Consider the following 20321-nt stretch of genomic DNA (forward strand, 5'->3'; position numbering starts at 1 on the left):
TTTTTAGATAACAAGTGTTGCGCAGCTACACAAAACAAGTTGGGCAAGAGCAAAGACGGCGAAAAAAGACTCTCTAATCTTCTACAAATTCAAATTTTGCATCTCTATAATTGTATAAAAAATAGATATAAGAAAGAAGTTCGCTCACCTTTTCTCCCATGCGACCGAAAGTAGGTAGTTTTTTGGCATGAATGATTACGCGCGTTTTTTTTGCCCAACTTTTCAAAGCATCGATGACATTTTTAGCATCTTCAAACGTCAGATAGATGTTTATTTTGACAGTTTGCGCCTGCTGTTGCTCGTCTTTATAGGCGATTTCGAGTGTAATGTTTGTGTCCTTCACATCTTCATAACCACTTACCAATACCTGCGTTATGCCTTCCATGCTTATGTGCGCATACATAGATTTTTCTAATAGGCAGATTTCTTGGTTATTAAGCCAAATTAGTCTTTCGTCTTCTTGGGGATATATTACAGTCAGGAGCTCTCTTGTTGGTTTTTTTTTGTCAGTAAAAAACACAGTTAAATAAATATATAATAAAAAAGTTAAAAATGTAATATTAATAAGTATTATTTTTTCAATAAGAAAAATATTGAAAGTTAATGTTAAAAAAAATAGAACAAAATTTAAAACTGTTAATATCATAAAAGATATTTTTATAAATAATTTTTTATTTTCTTTTTTTTGTTTTATTTTATCTTCTGTTGTTTTTTTAAATATTGTCGTCTTCGTCTTCCAGCCCCTCAAATTGTCTATGTCTTTATCAATATCACACCTGAACCGCATTCTATATCGGTACAGGTCAAAAGCGTTACTTCGAATGTTTAGATGTTTTTCTGTAGGAATTTGGGGCAAGGTTTCTTGCTGATGACAGTGTGTATTACCAAGATATTCCCAGGTTTCTTGCAGGAAAACCGACTTGCAGGCAGCGCAAAAAACGACCGTATCACCACTTTTGATGACATCGCCTGTAACGGGGTCTTGGCGGGCTTCCTGCAAAAAGGCGTGATGGGTTGTGCAGTCTATGCGGTGTAGGTGCATGGGTTTTATCGTTTGCGGAGTTCCTCTGTGTGAGTAAAGACTTGTAAATCAGGCTTGTACGCCTTTAAGCTATCTATATTATCTTTTGGTAGATTTTCTTTTTCAATCTTTAGTTGTTCTATAGAAGTATTTTTTGCTAAATCATAAGGTATAAAATTAATGTTGTTTTTTGTTATATAAAGTCCACTTAATTTTTTTAAATCTATTATTGAGTTTGGAAATTTATTAAGTTTATTTTTAACTAACCAAAAAGTAATAAGATTAGTCATACTTGAAAGATTTTTAGGTAAATCTGTGATTTGATTATTACTAATATCCACTATTCTTAATCTTCGCAGTTGTCCAAAACTTTCAGGCAGATTTGAGAGCTTATTGTTCGCCAACGTTAGATAGCTAAGGTTTTCTAAATTGCCAAAATTAGAGGGTAATTTATTTAAGTTGTTGCTTATCAGATTGATATGCAGTAGATTTTTACACTCCCCAATGGACTCTGGAAGGCTTGTTATCCTTGTTCGAACAATCTCAAGGTACTCTAATTTTTTCAGTTTACCGAAATTTTGAGGTAATTTTGTCAATGCTTGAGCTTCTCTTATATTGAGATAAAGTAGGTTCTCTAAATCGCAAAATTCTTCGGGCAGGTTTGAGAATTTCGTATGATGAAAGGAAAGAACTTCTACCGACTTGAGAAGACTGATATTTGAAGGAATATGAGTAATACTACAAGCTACAATATCAATAGAAGTTAGTTTTGATAGTTTTGATAATTTTTCAATATCTTTAGAAAAATCTTTAAATATAATATTTTTAATAAAAATTTTCTTTAAGTTTTTAAGTTCAACTATTTCGTCTGGAATAGAGGTGAGGTTTCTTTCTTTTAATCCTATACATAGCTCTTCTATTTCTAAAGGGTTTTGCAACGCCACTGCCAAAGAAGGGGCGGACTTTGTTGTATCTATAGGAGGCGTATTAAGATTGATTCCTTTTTCCCTTGCTTCCCAAGCAAGTGGATTTATAAGTAATTTGTTTTTATCTACGAGCATATAGTTATGATAATTTTCATTATGGGTAACCCAAGGAAGTTTACTTTCAAATAAGGGCAAAAGCAAGTCGTTTGCATCTAAGCTGTCGCGCACTCGATTTTTAGAAAACTCTTGCGGAGATGAGTTTTGCGTTTCTTTGTTGGAGTAGGTCTGTATTAAAAAACTACTTATAGAAAGTAGTAGTATAAAAATAAATAATATTTTTTTCATTTTTGTTTATATTTTTTATTGATAAAATGTAACTTGTCTTAAAGCCTATCGGCACAGCAAAGATAAAAACTTTATCGGAAAGCGGTGAAACTTAGCACAATGATTTTTGGTGTAGATAAAAATAATGGCTAAATTTGGGTGCTGCAACCCCTTTCACTCATTTTTTCGTATAAGGCAGCAGGAGGCAATGCCCCACTTTTGAATTTATTTGAAAAAAACATAAATAAAAAAATGATGAAAGCAATTATCTTACAATCTGAAAATGAAGCCGACCTAAGCCTATTAGTGGCTTTGGCAAACCGTCTGGGGGTTTCTTGTCAGGTCTTTGTGCCTGAAGAGCAGGCGCAATCTGCCCCTTCGCCCCATTTGGAAGCAGATACCTATAATTCCGACGCACTCTTTGAAGGGCTTGGATTAGATGAAGAAATAACGCCCATTACCTTCGAAGAGTTTTGCCGCGAACCACTTTCCCTCGATACAACGCCAAATGCAACCAATATCTCGGAAGTTTTGAAGCAAGTAGGAGGTGCTTGGGAAGATGATGACGAGGAAACTTTGGAACAATTACTAAATCAACTTACACCTTAATTTATATAGCATGCAGTTTATTTTAGATACAAATGTTGTTATCTTAGCTATAAAAAATAGTGCATTTAGTCGCTATTTTGATGAAACGTATCTCCATGACTCCACTAAGACTTTTTATCTAAGTGTTGTGAGCGTGGGTGAGATAGCCTCTATTGCACGTCAGAATAAGTGGGGCAGCCAAAAACTTAAAGATTTAAGTTTGTTTTTAAATAAGATGATTATACTTTCGCTTGACAAACGTACCTACGTTGATGCCTACGCCTTTGTAGAAACGTATAGTCAGGGAAAGCTCGAAGGGCTGCCCTTGCCTGCGGGTCTGACTCCGCGCAATATGGGTAAAAACGATTTGTGGATTGCCGCCTTTGCCAAAGTATTAGGCGCGACCCTTATCACGACGGATAAAGATTTTAACCATTTACAACCCCATATTATTTCGGTAGATTACATAGAGGTACAAAATTTTAAGTAAAAATAAACAAAAAATAAAAAGTAAGTATCAAATAGTTTGCCTTGCCTCAATTTGGCAAAATCCCTTGAAAGGCTTATTTTTGTGGTGCTACAATTTGGTAGCGATTTGAGTACGATATAATCGCCATTCCCTTGAAAGTAAAAGTTCAACTTTTGGGTACAGGAACTTCGCAAGGCGTTCCCGTCATTACTTGCGACTGTGCCGTCTGCCGCTCTTCCGATAGACGCGACAACCGCCTGCGTGCTTCGCTTTGGGTAGAAGTAGCAGGGCAATCTTGGGTCATCGATACGGGTCCCGATTTTAGGGCGCAAATGTTGCGCTTAGGGGCAAAGCGTTTAGATGCCGTTCTTTTTACGCATCAGCACAAAGACCATACAGCAGGTTTAGATGATGTTCGCGCCTTTAATTTTCGTCAGAAAAAAGATATGCCACTTTATGGTCGTGTCGAGGTTTTAAACCAAATAAAGGAAGAGTTTGCTTATATTTTTGCCGCCGTCAAATACCCCGGTATTCCGCAGGTAGAGCTGCACACCATTGAAAACAAGCCCTTTGAGATAGGCGGCATCGAGGTAATTCCCATCGAGGTCATGCACCATAATTTGCCCGTTTTTGGGTTTCGTATTGGCGATTTTACCTACATTACTGATGCCAACAGAATTTCGCCACACGAATTAGAAAAGATACGTGGCACAAAGGTCTTAATCATCAACGCCTTGAAACAAGAAACGCATATTTCGCACTTTTCCCTCGAAGAAGCCTTAGCCGTTATCGCCGATTTGAAGCCCGAATGTGCTTATATCACACACATAAGCCATCAAATGGGTTTGCATGCCGAAGTGGAAAAGACGCTACCGCCACAGGTCTTTTTAGCGTATGATGGTTTGTCTTTTGAGGTATGATTTATTACTTTTCCTGATACAATACCCATCTCCATAGGTCTTTGTAGCCAATTTTTTTGCCATAAGACAAAATGCCAATCCTATAAATTCTTGCCGCTACCCAGACCATTACAAAAAAAGAAAGCACCAGAACTGTCATAGAAAGTCCAAGCTCCCAAGCCGCTACGCCAAAGGGTATGCGCACCAGCATGACGATGGGCGAAGTAAAGGGTATCATAGAAGCCCAAAAAGCCAAACTGCTTTCGGGGTCATTTACCACAGCACTCGCAATGAGAAAACCTGCAATGAGCGGCAGGGTAATAGGCAGGGTCAGATGTTGATTGTCTGATTCGTTGTCTAAAAGCGCACCTATCGCCGCTGAAAGTGCCGCATAGAAAAGGTAGCCGAAAAGGAAGAAAAAGAAAAACGAAGGCAGAATAAGAAGCCAATCCAAACTGCGAATCCCCGCCTGCACTTCAAGAAGGGCATTTAAGTTGGGGTCGGCAAGGCTACCATTGAGGCTTTCGGTGGGAAAGTTGTCTGTTTTCTCTATCGCGCTAAGGCTTTCTAAATGGCTACCGCCTTTTGCACCGATAAAAAGCCCAAGTGCAGTAAAAACCCCCATGCCGAGCAACACCCAAAGCACGAACTTTGAGAGGGCAACGGCTGCAATACCCATAATCTTGCCCATCATAAGTTCGAAGGGCTTGACCGAAGCTATCAAAACTTCGATGATACGGTTGGTCTTTTCTTCGGAAACAGCCTTCATGACCATTGTACCGAAAAGAAAGATAAAGAAGTAAATCAGCAGCGCACCGCCATAGCCCAATCCCATCGCAAAGGCAGAGGAAGTCTGTTTTTCTTCCTGCGCAAGGGCTTGTGTCGTTAGGCTAACCTTCGTCTGCACTTCTGCCAGCACCTTACTATCAATGCCCAAACGCGAAAGGCGCAGGGTTTCGATATGATTTGCCAATTTTCGCTCTATCTTTTTCTGTAAAACCAAAGGGACGGTTTTTTCAGCGATTAAGCGAATTTGGGTCGGATTTTCTAAGTGAAGGTCAGGCGGAATGATTAAAATAGCGTCATAGTCGGTTTGTTTGCTCAAATAGAGGCTATCGAGAAAAGGTTCTATTTTCAAATTTTGTGCGTCGGGTGCAAATTCGAAAACAATCGCTTCTTCGGCATCGAAGGCGGTGAAAGCGTCCGAAAATTTGCCTGTTTGGTCTAAAACATAAACGCGCCTTTCGCTTTCTATCAAATAGTCTATCAGAATTGGAATCAGCCCCATGCCTACCAAAAGCAAAGGCATGAGCAACGCCGTAACCCAAAAAGAGAGTTTGCGCACCCGTACAAGGTACTCACGCCAAAAAATCAGGCGTATCTGACGAAAAGAAGCCATAAAGAATGGAATAGGGTAGGATTTTCTAATGCAGTGCCGCTCTAAAAGCGTTCCCTATTGGTAGATATTGGTAGGGAAAAGTTACTGCCTTGTCCGAATTTTGATTGAAATAGCGTGTTTTTTCAAACCAAAAACAGGCACAACGCAATTTTTGTACTTGATTTGAGCAGGAAGAGGATTTGAGCAGGAAGCACCCAAAAGAACGGCAATTTTGCCTACCAAAGTTTTTCTATGATTTGTTTGGCGGAAAGATTTTCGGCTTCTGCTTTAAAATTGCGTACAATGCGATGCCCCAAAACGGCTACCGAAACCGCCTTTACATCTTCAATATCAGGCGAATATTTGCCATGAAGCAGGGCATGGCATTTTGCACCCAAGATAAGATACTGCGAGGCACGAGGTCCCGCTCCCCAATCTAAATAATCATTCGTCAGGGCGGTAGCCAGCGGCTTATTAGGGCGCGTCTTATGTACCAAGCGGACGGCGTATTCCATGACATTATCCGCCACAGGCACGCGGCGAATCAAATCCTGAAAATAGAGAATTTCCTCGCCATTGATAATCTTATCGAGGCTTACTTTTTTATCCGAAGTCGTATTTTTTACTACGCTTAATTCTTCTTCAAAAGAGGGATAATCGAGATAGACACTAAACATAAAACGGTCTAACTGCGCTTCGGGTAGCGGATATGTCCCTTCCTGCTCGATGGGGTTTTGAGTCGCTAACACAAAAAAAGGCAATGGCAGCGGATACCTCACCCCTGCCACAGTAACGGCATATTCTTGCATCGACTCCAAAAGTGCCGCCTGCGTTTTGGGCGGAGTACGGTTGATTTCGTCGGCTAAAATGATATTAGAAAAAATCGCGCCTTTCACAAAACGTAAATTTCGGTCTTTGTCCAATGTTTCCGCACCTAAGATGTCGGAAGGCATCAGGTCGGGGGTGAATTGGATACGGTTGAATTGTAGGTCTAAAACCTGTGAAAGCGTGCTAATGAGCAAGGTCTTTGCCAAGCCCGGCACCCCAATCAGCAAACAATGTCCGCGCGAAAAGATGGCAGTCAGGAGCAGACGCACCGTTTCGTCTTGTCCGATAATAACCTTACCGACTTCACTTTTTAAAGTCTTGTATTTTTGATGAAGGGCATCAGCCGCTTCTACGTCGGAAGCATAAGCAATCATAGTAGCCAAAAGAAAGAAAGTAAAAGAGAGAAAGGAGTCTGAAAATCGAAACAAATAAAAGCGAAACTACACAATTTTAAAGAAAACGCCAAATAACCCGCCCTAAGATGCCAACTTTAACAAACTTTATCGCTTTCGAACCTACCCAAACCTTCTGACGCGCCTTTTCTACGCCCTTTTCGAAAAAAAAATGGACGGCTACCTAACCTATGTAGCCGCCCGTAGTTTCAGCAGGACTCGAACCTGCAAAAGCATAACGCTTACCGAATCCTGAGTTCGGAGCCTTTTCCAATTTGGCTATGAAACTGTTTTTAATCGAACTGGAAAAGATACCAAAGCCCTCTTTTTACTTCAGATACCCTTGCTCTGCCACTGAGCTACGCCCCTATGTTTGTTTTTTTAAGATAAGTGCCTGATTCAAAAGGCTTTACAAATCTTGTAGAGGCGGGTGGATTCGAACCACCGCACTTAGGCAAGTAGCGGACTTTTCCTTTCCAAACGATTCTCAAGCTAAAACTACAGAGCGAAACGCTAAGACTAAGCGGCTTTTTTTCTTATGAAGAAAGAGAGCCAATTTTGAAACTAAACTTAAATCTGACGCTATCTCTGTGTTTTTTCTTTTATTTGAACATATCTTTTTGGATATAATCAAAGATTTTTTTCCCTAAGTAGGTCTTGACTACTTCTACGTTGTTTGCCTTGGCGCGTGCCACTTTTACGGCTTCTAAGAGTTTTTCGATGCGCCTGACCATCTCATTTTTTTGCGCCACGCTCACTTTTCCCGAAAAGTAGGTAGTTTCATATTTGCCCACTTGAAAGTCTAAGTTGAGGAGTTCGGTTTGGGCAGGGTGCTTGTCGGTAGCCTCGTATTTTACGATAACTTTTGGGCGTTTGACGCTGCGAAACTTGACTTCTTCGTCGGTCTTGAAGATATTGCGTTGGTTGTCAAAATGCCATTTTCGGGTAGAGTCCAAAATAGGAATGGCTTGGTAGAGGTCTAAGATGCGATTGAGCTGTGCTTCTAAGGCTAAAAGCGTAGTGGCGGAAAAAGTGCCAAAATGGGTGTCTTCCACGATAAGCTCTGCCTTTGCAGTGTTCGAAGCATTGGTTTCTTCCTTCGAAACGGTTGCATCGAGGGCGGCGACAATATTTTGCTGCACCTCTTCGAGCTGCTGCTTAACGGTCTTGACTAATTCCTTGCTTTCGTCGGGTATTTGTTCGGCTTCTTCTTCCAAAGAAACGTACTTTTTTATCATGCCATCGAAGTAGGGGTCATTTTTCAAAAAGGTCTTTTTGGCTTCGCCTACTGATTCGTTTGCCTTATTTTTGCGGTCTTGCTCTATGGCGAGCAATTCGTGTAACTTATTTGCCATTTGAGAAAAAATAAAATGTTGGGTGGAAGGAAATTTGTGTGCGAGCTAAAAATGCGTCAGACACAGCCCTAACAAGTGGCGGTTTGTTTTTTGTTCCCGCTTTGTTTTTTTTCAGAAAAAAATCATAGAAAAAAGTCGAAAAAAAAATAGCCAGTTCCGACGCATCACTACTTATCCTTGCTGCCTTCCGACTCTGGGGAGGTTCATAGGAGCTGCCGAACTGACTACGGTGCAAAGGTAGATACTTTTTTCGGATTTGCAAACTTTTGGCTCGCGAAAGGCGAAAAAAAACGAACTTTTTTTTCTAAAAAAAGAGCCACTTAGTTTTTCAAAAAGCTAAGGATTTGATTTTGAGCCAGATAAAGGCTTTCTGCTATGGCATCAATGTAGGGCAAGATGTCGTCTTTGGGTGGCTTTGCGCTGATAAAAATTGTTTTCGCCCCTATCTTTTTTCCGAATTGCATATCCGAAAAGCTATCGCCTATCATGATGCTTTTTTCAAAATTTATGTCGGGGAACTCTTTTTGGGCTTGCGTTGCCATGCCAACTTGCGGCTTGCGCAGGGGCGAATTTTCGGCGGCTAAGGCAGGTGCAAAGTAAATCGCATCGAGATAAACGCCCCAAGTTTGGAGATAGGCGCGTAATTTTTGATGAACGGCTTGCAAATCGGCTTCGCTCATGAGTCCTTTTCCAATGCCCTGCTGATTGGTTACGACTACCATGCGTCTGAAATAAGGGCGCAAGGTGGCTAAGGCTTCGCCCACGCCTTCGAGCATTTCAAGGGCATCAGGGCTTTTTACATAATCGTCTTCAATCTTGCGATTCAAAACGCCATCTCTATCTAAAAAGAGCGTCCATTCGGTCGTCATGGTAGTTTTTGGGGAAAATGGGATAAAATTTTGGGTAGGAAAGAAGTCGCTGCTTTTTCTAAAAAACGCAATGAATTGGGTACGGTTTGCAAGTTTGTGTATTTTGTGTTAATTTTGTGTTAAACTTTTTTGCGCCAAAATCCGTTAAGGGAAAACAGTCCTTTCTAAATCCGTAGGGCTTTTTCCTTTTTTTTACCAAACTTTAAAACACGTGATACAAATTGAAAAAGAATCTTACTCTTATGCTGGCGTTATGGCTTGGCGCATCAAGCCTTTGGGGACAAATTGTCGCTCATTCCGAGATGGGAGCGGCGCAACAGGTGGCAGTATCGGCTAAAACCGCCCCTAAGTCGTCTTCTAAACAAGCCGTTCAAAGTCCGATAGCTGCCTTTTTATGGACTTCCCCTACTTTTTCGCCTCACCTGCGACACCACTTTTTTTCGCAAGCACGTGCAGAGGCGGCTTATGCGCACTTAGCGCAATTTAGTTTTGAAATGCGCGAGCGTTATAGCCGTCTTGCGCCAAAGGAGGCATTGCGTCGTCTTTTTTTCAGCGTACAGAAGCGGTTTCTCAAAAGCTATGAAGCCTATCCGCTTTTGGAAGAAACGCTTTTAGAGGGCAAATACGACTGCCTTTCTGTTACGGCACTCTTTGCCTTTGTGTTGGAAGAGATGCAGATGGCGCATCAAATATACGAAACGCCTAACCATGTCTATCTTGTCGTGATTTTTTCAGAAAAAGACCGCGTTTTGATAGAAACTACCGACGCTTTGAATGGTTTTGTGGATAATGAGGCACAAATAACCGAGCGGATTCGCCTTTATAGCCAAGCGGAAAATGAATTGGTAGGCAGAGAGCTTAACAGTTTATTAACATTAGAGGAATTGGCAGGCTTACAGCTTCATAATCAAGCCATTAAGCAGTACCAAGCAGGCAAAAAGGCATTGGCTTTGGCATTGGCAGAGCAAGCCGCCACCTTTTACACAAAGGCGCGAAATGAGAATTTGAGCCGCTTTTTGATAGATGAATTATTGCAAGACCCTCAAACTTCGGTGCAGGAGAAGGTGCGTTTGTTTCGCCTGCGCCAAACATTATTTGGTGAGGCGGGCTAAAAAGAAAAAAATCATACAAGGGCATTTTCCCAAAAAAAATGAAATCGGCGAAGCGAAAGGCACTGTAAAAGTTGCTTTTCGCTTTTTGTTTTTAAGTTTTTTTGCGCCTTTTTGGGGCAAGGCAGCCACTTTTTACCTCGCTAAGGGGCTTAATATTAGCAATTTCTTAATATTTACTAAGAGCGGTTTTTTTCAAAATCCCCTACCTTTGCAGCGAATAAAATACCTAAAAAGGCACGTTCCTTTTGGGATTATGTTTCTCCAAACCTATACTTCTCCATGAGAAAGATTTTACTTCAACTCTTGAGTGTGGCGATGTGCTTATTTTTAGCACAAACCGCCTTCGGACAAGGTGTAACAACCTCAAGTATGAGCGGCTTCGTTACAGATACCAAAGGCGAAGCACTGCCTGGGGCTACTGTTGTTGCCGTTCATGAGCCTTCGGGTTCGCGTTATGGTTCTGTAACCCTTGCAGACGGACGCTACAATATTCCTAATGCACGTGTGGGCGGTCCTTATACGCTTACTGTTAGCTCGGTGGGCTATAAAGAACAAGTCCATAAAGACATCTACTTGAGCTTAGGCGTTGCTTTCAATGCTGACTTCAAACTATCGGAAGATAGTGAAGAACTAAGTGAGGTGGTGGTTACGGCAGAAACAGACGGACTAATTAGTTCTGACCGTACAGGTGCTTCTACGAATTTGGACAATCGTGCGATTAATTCTTTACCTACCATTAGCCGTAGCTTAAACGATTTCACACGCCTTACTCCACAGAGCAATGGAACAAGTTTTGCGGGTCGTGATAACCGTTTTAATAATTATACCATTGATGGTAATATCTACAACAACAACTTTGGTTTGAGCAGCGACCAATTTGCAGGTAGCAACCCCGTAAGTTTAGATGCGATTGAAGCAGTACAAATCAACCTTGCTCCCTACGACGTGAGAACGGGCGGTTTTACGGGTGCAAGCGTAAATGCGATTACTAAGAGTGGTACTAATGAATTTTCAGGTTCTGCTTATACATTTATTCGCAATCAGTCTTTTCAAGGCAATAAGATTGGTGAGAATGAACTTACCTTTGACGATTTTAACCAAAATATCATTGGCGCACGTTTGGGTGGTCCCATCATCAAAAACAAACTTTTCTTCTTTGTCAATGTAGAAAGTGAAACTTCTACTCGCCCTGGACAGCAGAACTTAGCGGCAGCTCCTGGGCGCGAAGGTGATAACGTTACACGTGTTCCTGCCGAACGTTTGGATTTTATCCGCACTTCACTTCGTAATATATACGGTTACGACCCTGGTGCTTATGAGGGGTATGATTTCGCAACAAAAAACTTACGCTTGAATGCACGTATTGATTACAACATCAGCGACAAGCACAAACTTGCCGTGCGTTTTAATCGATTTACAAGCATAGATGATACTTTTATCAATGCTTCAAGTACCTCTAATTCCTTGCCTGGTGGATTCGGCAATCGCAATTCGCTCAATTCAATGCACTTTGCCAACTCCAACTACACTACTGACCAAACTACTAATTCCTTCGTAGCGGAATTGAACTCTATGTTCAGCAGCAAAATCGCTAATAACCTCAATATCGGCTATACTTCTTTCTTCCAAGAGCGTGGTATTCCCGGCGACCAAGCGTTTCCTTTCATTGAAGTTGTTGAAGAGGGACAGTATTATACGGCTATGGGAAATGAACTTTTCTCTGTTGCTAATAATGTCCGCAACAACACTTTCAACGTTACAAACAACTTAACCTACTTTGGCAACAAGCACACCATTACTGCTGGTTTCAACTTAGAGTTAATGACCTTTGAAAACTCCTTTAATCGTTTCTTCCATGGGGTGTATCGCTATGGCTCTTACAACGACTTCGTAGAAGCGGTAATTAACCGCAATCCTGACGTACAACCGACAGGCTTTGTACAAGGCTTTGCTTTCGGCTCTAATCCTGGCTCGCCTGCTGTTGATGAAACAGCTTTCGGACAATTTGGACTTTACGTGCAAGATGAGTTCCAAGTAAATCGTAACTTTAAACTTACTTATGGCTTGCGTATGGACGGACAATTCTTCCCTAAGGAATTGGCTGAAAACCCTGCTATTCGCGACAACTTCAAGTTTGCAAACCCTGCTGGCGGCGATTCGCTTGTCGCAGATGTGTCTGCTTTGCCTAAATTTACCCCTCTTTGGTCGCCTCGCGTAGGTTTCAACTGGGACGTTTTGGGTGATAAGAGTCTACAAATTCGCGGTGGTTCGGGTATCTTTACGGGTCGTATTCCTTTTGTTTGGATTTCTAACCAAGTCAATAACAATGGTATCTTGCGTGGTTTCTATGTATTACAACGCAATGAAAACCGCAACGACTTTGATGCCAATCCACGTCCGTTCAATCCTGACGTGCGCGCATATTTGCCTGAAAATCCACAGCCTTCTTCGCCAAGTGGTGACTTAGCAGTAACAGCAGACGACTTCCGCTTCCCACAAGTTTGGCGTACCAATATTGGTATCGATAAGACCCTTCCTGGCGGTTTGGTAGCAACGTTAGAAGGTATTTACACACGCAATATCAACGACGTTTTGCCACAAAACATTAACCTTCCCGCTTCCACAGGTACTTTCGCAGGGGTAGATAACCGTCCTTTCTACGGTAGCAATCGCATCAATGCGCCTTTCAATCAGGCTATCTATCTGACCAACACAAACAAAGGCTACTATGCCGCTGTTACTCTACAAGTGCAAAAGCCTTTCGACAATGGTCTTTTTGCAAGTCTTGCCTATACCCGTAGCGTATCGCGCGACCAAGGCTTGACAGGTGGTTCTACCGCTGGTTCGCTCTGGACAAACCCCGTTCTTTCAGACCGCAACAACCCCGAAGTGAGCTTTACTCGTTTTGATACGCCTCATAGAGTTGTGGGTCTTGTGTCTTATTCAAAAGAATATGCAGGTTTTGCTAAAACTACTATTTCTCTCTTCTATCAAGGTAGTGCTGTGGGCGCGTTCAATGAAAACCGCTTCAGCTACGTTATCGGTGGTAACATGATGGGTGATAACGGTACGCCACTCCTTTTTGTACCAAATTCTGCTGAAGACATTATCTTTGTAGATATCGTACAAAACGGTGAAACTCGTTTCACAGCACAGCAGCAACGCGACGCTTTTGAAGCTTACATCAATCAAGACGACTATCTTTCTGGTCGTAAAGGCGACTATGCAGAACGCAACGGTGCAGTATTCCCTTGGGTACACCGTTTCGACCTTCGCTTCTTGCAAGATTTCTACGTAAAAGTAGGCAAGAACGAAAAGCGCAATACTATCCAACTTAGCCTCGACATCATGAATTTCGGCAACTTGCTTAACTCTGAATGGGGAGTACAAAGCATCGTAAATCAACAGACTCTTTTGCAGTATCGCGGCAGAGATGCTGAAAACCGTCCTACTTTCATAATGAACTTGGATAGAGGCGAGCTTCCTACTGAAACATTCCGTAAGAACATCAACGTAAGCCAAGTATGGCAGATGCAATTTGGTATCCGCTATATCTTCAACTAAACTATCCAACGCTTTTTCTTTCTCAAAACTTGCTCCTGCAAAGGGGCAAGTTTTTTTTTGTCTAATTTTTGTCCTGATATTTTTGCGTGTGCAAATCCAACAAAAGACGTACCTTTGCGGTTTGAATGTTTAGATTTAGACCAAATAAGTGATATGAAAAACACAACCCTTTTGACGCTGCTCGGATTGGCTTTGCTGCTGGGTGGTCTGATTTGGCAGAGCCTACAAGTGAGCCGTTTGCAGGAGCAAGTCTTAGAAATGAACGGCAAGGCGGCTGCGCCTTCGGAAAAAGAAGCTACTGCGGCGGTGGCTTCGCCCAAAGAAAATGAACCCAAAGAAAATGAACCCAAAGAAAATGAACACTACGAATTAGCCAAAGCAATGGGCTACATGCAGCGTTTTGCCGAGAAAATCTATTGGGCAGGCAAAGAAAAAAATTGGGAACTTGCTGCCTTTTATGTCCATGAAGCCGAAGAAACGGCAGAGGAGATTATCGCCCACAAGCCCATCAAAAATGAAAAAGAGATAGCACCTTTGGTAGCGCAAATGTTTATCCCTGCCTTAGAGGGCTTGGAAGAAGGCATCAAGGCGCAAGATGCTTTGCTTTTTGGTCAGAAATATCAGACCCTTATCCAAACCTGTAATGCCTGCCATGCGGCTTCGGGCTATGGCATCATCAAATTGCAAGTACCTACTCAAAATTCATTCCCCAGTCAGGTTTTTGCGCCCTAAGTTTTGCGCCCAAACTGTGCGGCTTTTTTTATTTGTATCGGGCAAGGCACTGCCTTGTCCAAACCTATTTCCCAATAGCAGCGAATCCTAAAAGCCAAAACCTTTTGTAATGAAGGCACAATTTTTAGCCTATCAGGATAGCAGAAAGCGCGTTTTTTTCGAAAAATGCGTATCTTTGGGGCTACGCAAAAATACCTTCGAGTTTTCTAATCTCTCGCTAACGATGAACTTCCCAACTACACGCATAGAAACCTTAGTAGAGCAAGACTACATGGTCGGAGCTGCCTTGCACCGCTTTGGCATCGATTTTTATCGTTATGAAGACAAAACTTTTTCGGAGGTGTGCAGAGAAAAAGGAATAGATGCGCCACTTCTTTGGCAACAAATAGAAAAGACGGCGCAAAAGATTAGGCATCAAGCCCCCCCAAAAAACCTATCTAATTTTCCTATTCAGGTGATTTTGGATTATCTCTATCATACGCACCGTATTTTTATCCGACAGCAAATTCCCTACATGGCTGCACTGGTAGAGGCGATGAAGCCTTTGCAGTTGCCCCGCCATTTTCGCACGATAGTAGAAGATTTGAAGGTAGCCTTTCCCCTTTTTGCCCAAGATTTTATTCACCATATCTTTGAAGAAGAAGCGCACCTTTTCGAGTACATTACGCTTTTAGATAAGGCACTTTTAGGGCAGGTTTGTATCTTGAAGACTTATTTTCCGATGGAAAAATTTTCCTTAGCCCAAGCCGCCCACCAGCATAGCCAAGATGATGACGAAATGGAGGGGATTCGCCTGCTTACTAATCAGTATGAACTCTTGCCTTATACACCCTTGATTATCAGGGTCTTATATGCAGAATTGCAACATTTTGAAAAGTTGCTTTCCTTGCATGCTGCCATAGAAGATGATATTTTGTTTCCCAAAGCCTTAGTATTGGAACAAAAAGTAAAAGATAATTGGCAGCAAATTGTAAAATGGTCTTGAAAGACAGAAAAATGCCCCTATTGTGTTTTCCACACGAGGGGCATTTTTAGTAGAAATGGTTTGCTTTTTATACCACCACGTCATTTTCGCGCAGGGCTTGGTTGAGGGAAGTTTTCAAATCGGTGCTTTCTTTGCGCCTGCCAATGATAAGGGCGCAAGGCACTTGATATTCGCCTGCGGGGAATTTTTTGGTATAACTACCCGGTATCACCACCGAACGCGGCGGCACATATCCCTGATGCACAATCGGCTCTGTGCCTGTAACATCAATCACTTTTGAGCTACCCGTAATGACGACATTCGCACCCAAAACGGCTTCTTTGCCTATGCGCACCCCTTCTACCAAAATGCAGCGCGAGCCAATAAATGCGCCATCTTCTACAATTACAGGGGCTGCCTGCACAGGTTCTAATACGCCGCCAATGCCTACGCCGCCACTTAGATGCACATTTTGCCCAATTTGGGCGCAACTGCCCACCGTTGCCCAAGTATCGACCATCGTACCCGAACCGATATAAGCACCGATATTGACATAAGAAGGCATCAAAACGACTCCTTTTTCAATGAAAGCCCCATAACGCGCTACCGCAGGCGGCACTACACGCACCCCCAAGCCTGCATAATTGCTTTTAAGCGGGATTTTGTCGTGATATTCATAGATGCCTACTTCCTGCGTTTCCATCTTTCGCAAAGGAAAGTACAAAATAACGGCTTTTTTCACCCAATCATTGACTTGCCAAGTCTGGTTTTGCGCTGCTTTTGGGTCTGAAATGGGTTCGGCGGTGCGGATTTGCCCTTTATCTAAGGCAGCGATAACGCTAAAAATAGCCTCTTGTGTTTCGTGTCGGTCTAAAAGGCTACGGTCTTCCCAAGCCTGCTCGATAAGAAGTTTGGTTTCGAGAGTTAGCATGTGTTTTGAGTCGTTTGAAGAAAATAGATAAAATATGAATCTTTTTGTATAGGCACAAAAAAAACTTTGTCAAGCGTTCAAGCCAGACAAAGTTAGTTTTTTTATCGCAAAAGCCGCCACCGAAGGCTGCCTTTATCGGTCTTTATTTGATGGGAATGGCAAAACCTGCGCCCCAGTTGATGCCGCGATTGCGAGTCTTGACGATGTCGCGGTTGTTTTTCTCTATGTTGGCAAAGCCATAATACCCTTCTGCATCTAAGGTAAGCCAGACATAGCGCGAAATTTTAATCATATAGGTTACGCCCAAAGTAGCACCGTAGTCAAGTTTGGCGTAGTTGCGCGAAAGTTCTTGGTCTATGTCCTCTACATGAACGCTGGCAATCAGGCGCACCACAGGGGCAGCCTTGACAAAGAAACGGTTGAAACTTGCCTTAGGCGCGACATTGACAATCACCGAAGGTTGAAATTGGAAATAACGCAAGGTATGGCGTTCGAACTTGTTGATTTTGACCTGATACGAACCGCCCGACTCGGCGTAGAGCAAATCGGCACGCAAGCCTACGCGCTCGTTGAACTGCTTTTGTACGAAAAAGCCCGCCTGAAAGCCGAATCGCGCCCTGCTGTTGTGTCTTGTCAAAGCACTATCGTAGCGGATTCCATTGACAGTGATGCTATCTACCTTGACAGTTGTGGCTAATTGCGTAACGCCAATACCTGCTCGCATGCCGCTAAATAGCTTTGTATAAGGGTCTTGTGCCTGTACTTGGGAGGCAGAGAGCCATGCCAAAGACACCAAAAGAAGTAAAAAGATTTTTTTCATAAAGCAATCTGATAGGAATCTGATAGGAATAAAGAAGGTCTTAAAAATCGGTGTGGGGCTACTTGCTGCCGTAGTATCACGCCAAAGCGCGTTTTATTAGTAACGCTTTGAAGGCGAAATTATGATTTTTTAGGGCTAAAAAGACGGCTTTTTTTACAAAGGCGCGATTTTTTCGTATTTTTCGCTACCCAGATAACAAGCCCAAGATTGGTTTTGGGGGCGAATATGAATAGAATATTTCGTTTGGGGGCTTTTCGGTAAAACAAAGATTTTAACAGACCAAAATTTTGCAAAGACCCAAATAAATTCCTTATCTTTGCACAATCCAAAAAAGATAAAAAAAGGACTGAAAGGAACTAAAAACGTCCGCAAGACGTTTAGGCTGCCTTTTTTTCTTTTTTAGCCCTTTTTAGAGCTATCCTCACTAACAACGCTTCAACTTTACCCATAAAATTTTGCTTATGAAATTCCTACCAAAAGCTCTTTTGTTCGCTTTCTTGATAGGAGGTAGTAGCACCTTTACCCTACACAGTGTTTCAGGACAGACTTCATACCAGACCCTTCCCAATCCTTTTGAAAAGGCAGAGAGGCAGCATAGTTTGGTCTTTCAAAAGAATCCGTCCGATAAATTAGACAAAGAAAATCCCCATTCGCGCAAAAAAAATAAACCAAGTAAGCATAAAAACCAGCACAAAAATCAGCAAGCAGCGCAGGCGGCGATTCAAAATCAAGAAGTAAGTTTTGCACAAAATAACAAACCCTTCGTAGTAGAAGACTTTTGGCTTATGCCGACCCCTGACACGACTTTACTGCAAAACCATTCGTACCAAAATTTTCAGCCTACCTTAGACTTTCGCGCTTCTTCCGAGCCACAGCTACAAATGGAGTGGCTTGCCTTAGGAGATGAGCCTACGCCTGCCGACATGGAGCGGCTTTTGCGTCAGAAAATTGCAGGTATGCAGATTTTTGCCGAGTTTGTGTCTTTTGTGAGCCTTTCGAAGGTAGAATATAAGCAAAAATTGGAAGAGGTATTGGCAGAGGAGGCGTTAGCCGTAGATGAGGCACTTTTTTTCAACCCCGACGACCCCAATATTTGTTTGATAGAAGATATTGAAGTGGATTATTCGCTGCTCCCTGCCCTTAGTGATGCAGAAATGCAGGCGCGTCTGAAAGCCTTAGAAAAGGAAATGCCACTCAATTATACGCCCGAAGTCCGCAAATTTATAGACAAGTATGGCGTGCATTATCGCCACTATACGGCTGAATTGATTAAACGCTCAAACCGTTATTTTCCACTTTTCGAGCAAATCTTAAAAGAGGAGGGCGTTCCCGAAGAACTCAAATATTTGGTTGTGGTAGAATCTGCCTTTCAGCCCAAAGCGATTTCGCGAGCAGGCGCAGGGGGGTTGTGGCAATTTATGCCCAAGACAGGCAAAATCTTCGACCTGACCCAAAACCATTACATAGATGAACGCTTCGAGCCGATTGCTTCCACACGTGCCGCAGCGCGTTTGCTCAAATATCTTTATGAGATGTTTGGCGATTGGGAATTAGCCTTAGCGTCCTATAATTGCGGACCTGGCAATGTCAAGAAAGCCATGCAGCGTTCGGGAAAGAAAACCTTTTGGGAGATTTATGACTACCTACCGCGTGAAACGCGCAATTATGTGCCACTTTATACTTCATACGTCTATCTTTTTAATCATCAGGAAGAGCATAGTATTTTCGCTTCCGAGTTGCACCCTTCCTTAGATATTACACAAATCGAGGTGTATGAAGCGATTAAATTGAGCAAATTAGCCGAACAACTCAATGTCTGTGTAGAAGATTTGGAAGCCATCAATCCGCATCTGAAAAAGGGATTCATTCCTGCCTATCGGACGGCTTGTAAGGTCAATATTCCTACCAAACGCAAAACCTTTTTTGAAGAAAACGAAGCGGCAATTATCTTAGCCTGCAAAGGAGGGACTGCGCCTATCAAAACCAATACGACGCAAACAAGTACCAAACAGCAGACGCTTGTCGCTCAAAATCAGCAAGTTAGTCAGAAAACCAGCATCAAAACAAGCACTACTGCAAAGGCAAATCAGGATTTTCATACGGTAAGCAAGGGCGAAACACTTTCGCAAATTGCGTTGCGTTACAAAGTCAGTGCAGAGGACATAAAAAAGTGGAACGGCATGAAGTCGGCTGCCATTTATACAGGTCAGAAAATAAAAGTTGCAGGTGCTAAAACAGAAGAAGCCTCAACCGTTACGGCAAGTACAGCCAAGAAAACATACACTTCCAAAACCACTACTGCACGCTATCATACGGTACGGGCAGGCGATAGCCTTTGGAAAATTTCGCAGCAGTACACAGGGCTTACCGTAGAAAAACTCAAAAAGCTCAACGGCTTGAAGTCGGATAAGCTCAATATTGGGCAAAAGTTGCGCGTCTTGTAAGTTTTTACTGCCTTTCTAATAAATTGTTTCGCCAACGCAAGAGATACCAAAATTATCCTTGCGTTGGCGAATTTTGTTAGCTTTTAATAAGTGTTTAAAAAAATAAAACCTTTGTTACAAGATTTTTTGATAGATATTATTGCACTTTCTGAAAAGAAACAAAATAATTCACCCAAAAATACCAAAGGAAAAAGACAAAAAGATAGACTACAAATGTAAATAAATAATGGTGATTGAAGTCTATACTTTCGGGAAAATAATAGGCATTGAGCGTTAGGGCGGCGACACGCAAAACATTGATACCAAAAATAAAGACGATTCCCATAGGAATATACCAGATTTTGTGTAGATGCGACATGGGCAAGGCTATAATAAAAAGTGAAAACACTACAAAAATTTCTAAACCATTGCAGGGCGCACCTACCGAAACGCAGGCTTTTTCGCCCAGATAGACTGTATGGTAGCCCACATGATAGAAGCCTTCCCACCCAAAAAGAGCCAAAAGCCACGCACTACTTCTGCCAACTTTTTCTATCAGAAAGCTATCAAGAGCCGTTTGTGGAGCTATCCAAAAATCATACAATAACAACCAACAGACGTAAAGCAGGATAAAAATAATAATAAAAAAAACTATTTTTTTTTGACTTTTCATGACGTTTGGCTTTTTTTTATAGTAAAAAAGAAAGATTTTGGAGCAGTGATAGG

The 20321-nt window shown here is 42.1% G+C and carries 17 protein-coding genes and 1 tRNA gene; 8 read left to right on the forward strand and 10 right to left on the reverse strand.

The features are described 5' to 3' along the window. Window positions 1-73 precede the first annotated feature (73 nt). Window positions 74-1042 (reverse strand): hypothetical protein, encoded by a 969-nt coding sequence (locus G500_RS0119175; RefSeq protein ID WP_027003711.1) that lies wholly within the window; start codon window positions 1040-1042, stop codon window positions 74-76. Between the two features lie 5 nt (window positions 1043-1047). Further along, the gene (locus G500_RS0119180) at window positions 1048-2292 is read right to left on the reverse strand and encodes a leucine-rich repeat domain-containing protein (RefSeq protein WP_027003712.1); all 1245 of its coding nucleotides are present in this window, start codon (window positions 2290-2292) and stop codon (window positions 1048-1050) included. Window positions 2293-2523: 231 nt separating this feature from the next. On the opposite strand from G500_RS0119180, the gene G500_RS0119185 reads away from it, so the two are divergent. The 3 genes from G500_RS0119185 (at window position 2524) to G500_RS0119200 (ending at window position 4248) form a co-directional block, all read left to right on the forward strand. After that, on the forward strand, window positions 2524-2880 hold the full coding sequence (locus G500_RS0119185) for a hypothetical protein (protein WP_154657234.1): 357 nt from the start codon (window positions 2524-2526) through the stop codon (window positions 2878-2880). A gap of 10 nt (window positions 2881-2890) precedes the next feature. Continuing rightward, on the forward strand, window positions 2891-3349 hold the full coding sequence (locus tag G500_RS0119190) for a type II toxin-antitoxin system VapC family toxin (protein ID WP_027003714.1): 459 nt from the start codon (window positions 2891-2893) through the stop codon (window positions 3347-3349). Window positions 3350-3480: 131 nt separating this feature from the next. After that, entirely contained in the window at window positions 3481-4248 is a 768-nt protein-coding gene (locus G500_RS0119200) for an MBL fold metallo-hydrolase (protein WP_035758135.1), read from the forward strand. 4 nt (window positions 4249-4252) lie between these two features. On the opposite strand, the gene G500_RS0119205 is transcribed toward G500_RS0119200, so the two are convergent. The 5 genes from G500_RS0119205 to G500_RS0119240 all read right to left on the reverse strand — a co-directional run bounded on the left by G500_RS0119205 (window position 4253) and on the right by G500_RS0119240 (window position 9049). After that, window positions 4253-5626: an ABC transporter permease gene (locus G500_RS0119205; protein WP_035758137.1), complete on the reverse strand. Its 1374-nt coding sequence runs from the start codon at window positions 5624-5626 to the stop codon at window positions 4253-4255. 215 nt (window positions 5627-5841) lie between these two features. Continuing rightward, entirely contained in the window at window positions 5842-6804 is a 963-nt protein-coding gene (locus tag G500_RS0119215; protein ID WP_027003717.1) for an AAA family ATPase, read from the reverse strand. A gap of 225 nt (window positions 6805-7029) precedes the next feature. Continuing rightward, window positions 7030-7114: transfer RNA gene (locus G500_RS0119220), tRNA-Leu, on the reverse strand. 313 nt (window positions 7115-7427) lie between these two features. Continuing rightward, window positions 7428-8180, reverse strand: coding sequence for a DUF7873 family protein (locus G500_RS0119225; protein ID WP_027003718.1), 753 nt, complete (start codon window positions 8178-8180; stop codon window positions 7428-7430). 320 nt (window positions 8181-8500) lie between these two features. After that, window positions 8501-9049 (reverse strand): D-glycero-alpha-D-manno-heptose-1,7-bisphosphate 7-phosphatase, encoded by a 549-nt coding sequence (locus G500_RS0119240; RefSeq protein WP_027003720.1) that lies wholly within the window; start codon window positions 9047-9049, stop codon window positions 8501-8503. Window positions 9050-9291: 242 nt separating this feature from the next. On the opposite strand from G500_RS0119240, the gene G500_RS0119250 reads away from it, so the two are divergent. From G500_RS0119250 to G500_RS0119280, 4 genes are all read left to right on the forward strand, one after another. Beyond that, entirely contained in the window at window positions 9292-10161 is an 870-nt protein-coding gene (locus G500_RS0119250; RefSeq protein WP_027003721.1) for a hypothetical protein, read from the forward strand. A 279-nt stretch (window positions 10162-10440) separates the two neighbouring features. Further along, on the forward strand, window positions 10441-13725 hold the full coding sequence (locus G500_RS0119260; protein ID WP_027003723.1) for a TonB-dependent receptor: 3285 nt from the start codon (window positions 10441-10443) through the stop codon (window positions 13723-13725). Window positions 13726-13878: 153 nt separating this feature from the next. Beyond that, entirely contained in the window at window positions 13879-14457 is a 579-nt protein-coding gene (locus G500_RS0119270) for a hypothetical protein (RefSeq protein WP_027003724.1), read from the forward strand. 109 nt (window positions 14458-14566) lie between these two features. Continuing rightward, on the forward strand, window positions 14567-15442 hold the full coding sequence (locus G500_RS0119280) for a hemerythrin domain-containing protein (RefSeq protein WP_051203913.1): 876 nt from the start codon (window positions 14567-14569) through the stop codon (window positions 15440-15442). 67 nt (window positions 15443-15509) lie between these two features. Here the strand turns inward: G500_RS0119280 and G500_RS0119285 are convergent, their stop codons facing one another. Both G500_RS0119285 and G500_RS0119290 read right to left on the reverse strand, forming a co-directional pair. Next, window positions 15510-16352, reverse strand: a complete 843-nt coding sequence (locus tag G500_RS0119285) for a 2,3,4,5-tetrahydropyridine-2,6-dicarboxylate N-succinyltransferase (protein ID WP_027003726.1) — start codon at window positions 16350-16352, stop codon at window positions 15510-15512. Between the two features lie 142 nt (window positions 16353-16494). Beyond that, window positions 16495-17172, reverse strand: a complete 678-nt coding sequence (locus tag G500_RS0119290; RefSeq protein WP_027003727.1) for an outer membrane beta-barrel protein — start codon at window positions 17170-17172, stop codon at window positions 16495-16497. Window positions 17173-17633: 461 nt separating this feature from the next. Here G500_RS0119290 and G500_RS24315 point away from each other — a divergent pair, with 461 nt between their 5' ends. After that, on the forward strand, window positions 17634-19616 hold the full coding sequence (locus G500_RS24315; protein WP_086047978.1) for a lytic transglycosylase domain-containing protein: 1983 nt from the start codon (window positions 17634-17636) through the stop codon (window positions 19614-19616). A 136-nt stretch (window positions 19617-19752) separates the two neighbouring features. On the opposite strand, the gene G500_RS25330 is transcribed toward G500_RS24315, so the two are convergent. Then, window positions 19753-20268 carry an archaeosortase/exosortase family protein gene (locus G500_RS25330; RefSeq protein ID WP_027003729.1) on the reverse strand — a complete coding sequence of 172 codons (516 nt, stop codon included), beginning with the start codon at window positions 20266-20268 and terminating at the stop codon, window positions 19753-19755. Window positions 20269-20321: the final 53 nt, after the last annotated feature.

The organism is Hugenholtzia roseola DSM 9546 (genome assembly GCF_000422585.1).
Classification (GTDB): domain Bacteria; phylum Bacteroidota; class Bacteroidia; order Cytophagales; family Bernardetiaceae; genus Hugenholtzia; species Hugenholtzia roseola.

Excerpts from the sequence above, each read along its gene's own strand:
- G500_RS0119175 (WP_027003711.1), bottom strand. The coding sequence starts at position 1,042 with ATGCACCTACACCGCATAGACTGCACAACCCATCACGCCTTTTTGCAG.
- G500_RS0119205 (WP_035758137.1), bottom strand. The coding sequence starts at position 5,626 with ATGGCTTCTTTTCGTCAGATACGCCTGATTTTTTGGCGTGAGTACCTT.
- G500_RS25330 (WP_027003729.1), bottom strand. The coding sequence starts at position 20,268 with ATGAAAAGTCAAAAAAAAATAGTTTTTTTTATTATTATTTTTATCCTG.
- G500_RS0119190 (WP_027003714.1), top strand. The coding sequence starts at position 2,891 with ATGCAGTTTATTTTAGATACAAATGTTGTTATCTTAGCTATAAAAAAT.
- G500_RS0119180 (WP_027003712.1), bottom strand. The coding sequence starts at position 2,292 with ATGAAAAAAATATTATTTATTTTTATACTACTACTTTCTATAAGTAGT.
- G500_RS0119250 (WP_027003721.1), top strand. The coding sequence starts at position 9,292 with ATGCTGGCGTTATGGCTTGGCGCATCAAGCCTTTGGGGACAAATTGTC.
- G500_RS0119270 (WP_027003724.1), top strand. The coding sequence starts at position 13,879 with ATGAAAAACACAACCCTTTTGACGCTGCTCGGATTGGCTTTGCTGCTG.
- G500_RS0119290 (WP_027003727.1), bottom strand. The coding sequence starts at position 17,172 with ATGAAAAAAATCTTTTTACTTCTTTTGGTGTCTTTGGCATGGCTCTCT.
- G500_RS0119285 (WP_027003726.1), bottom strand. The coding sequence starts at position 16,352 with ATGCTAACTCTCGAAACCAAACTTCTTATCGAGCAGGCTTGGGAAGAC.
- G500_RS0119280 (WP_051203913.1), top strand. The coding sequence starts at position 14,567 with ATGAAGGCACAATTTTTAGCCTATCAGGATAGCAGAAAGCGCGTTTTT.
- G500_RS0119185 (WP_154657234.1), top strand. The coding sequence starts at position 2,524 with ATGATGAAAGCAATTATCTTACAATCTGAAAATGAAGCCGACCTAAGC.
- G500_RS0119225 (WP_027003718.1), bottom strand. The coding sequence starts at position 8,180 with ATGGCAAATAAGTTACACGAATTGCTCGCCATAGAGCAAGACCGCAAA.
- G500_RS0119260 (WP_027003723.1), top strand. The coding sequence starts at position 10,441 with ATGAGAAAGATTTTACTTCAACTCTTGAGTGTGGCGATGTGCTTATTT.
- G500_RS24315 (WP_086047978.1), top strand. The coding sequence starts at position 17,634 with ATGAAATTCCTACCAAAAGCTCTTTTGTTCGCTTTCTTGATAGGAGGT.
- G500_RS0119240 (WP_027003720.1), bottom strand. The coding sequence starts at position 9,049 with ATGACGACCGAATGGACGCTCTTTTTAGATAGAGATGGCGTTTTGAAT.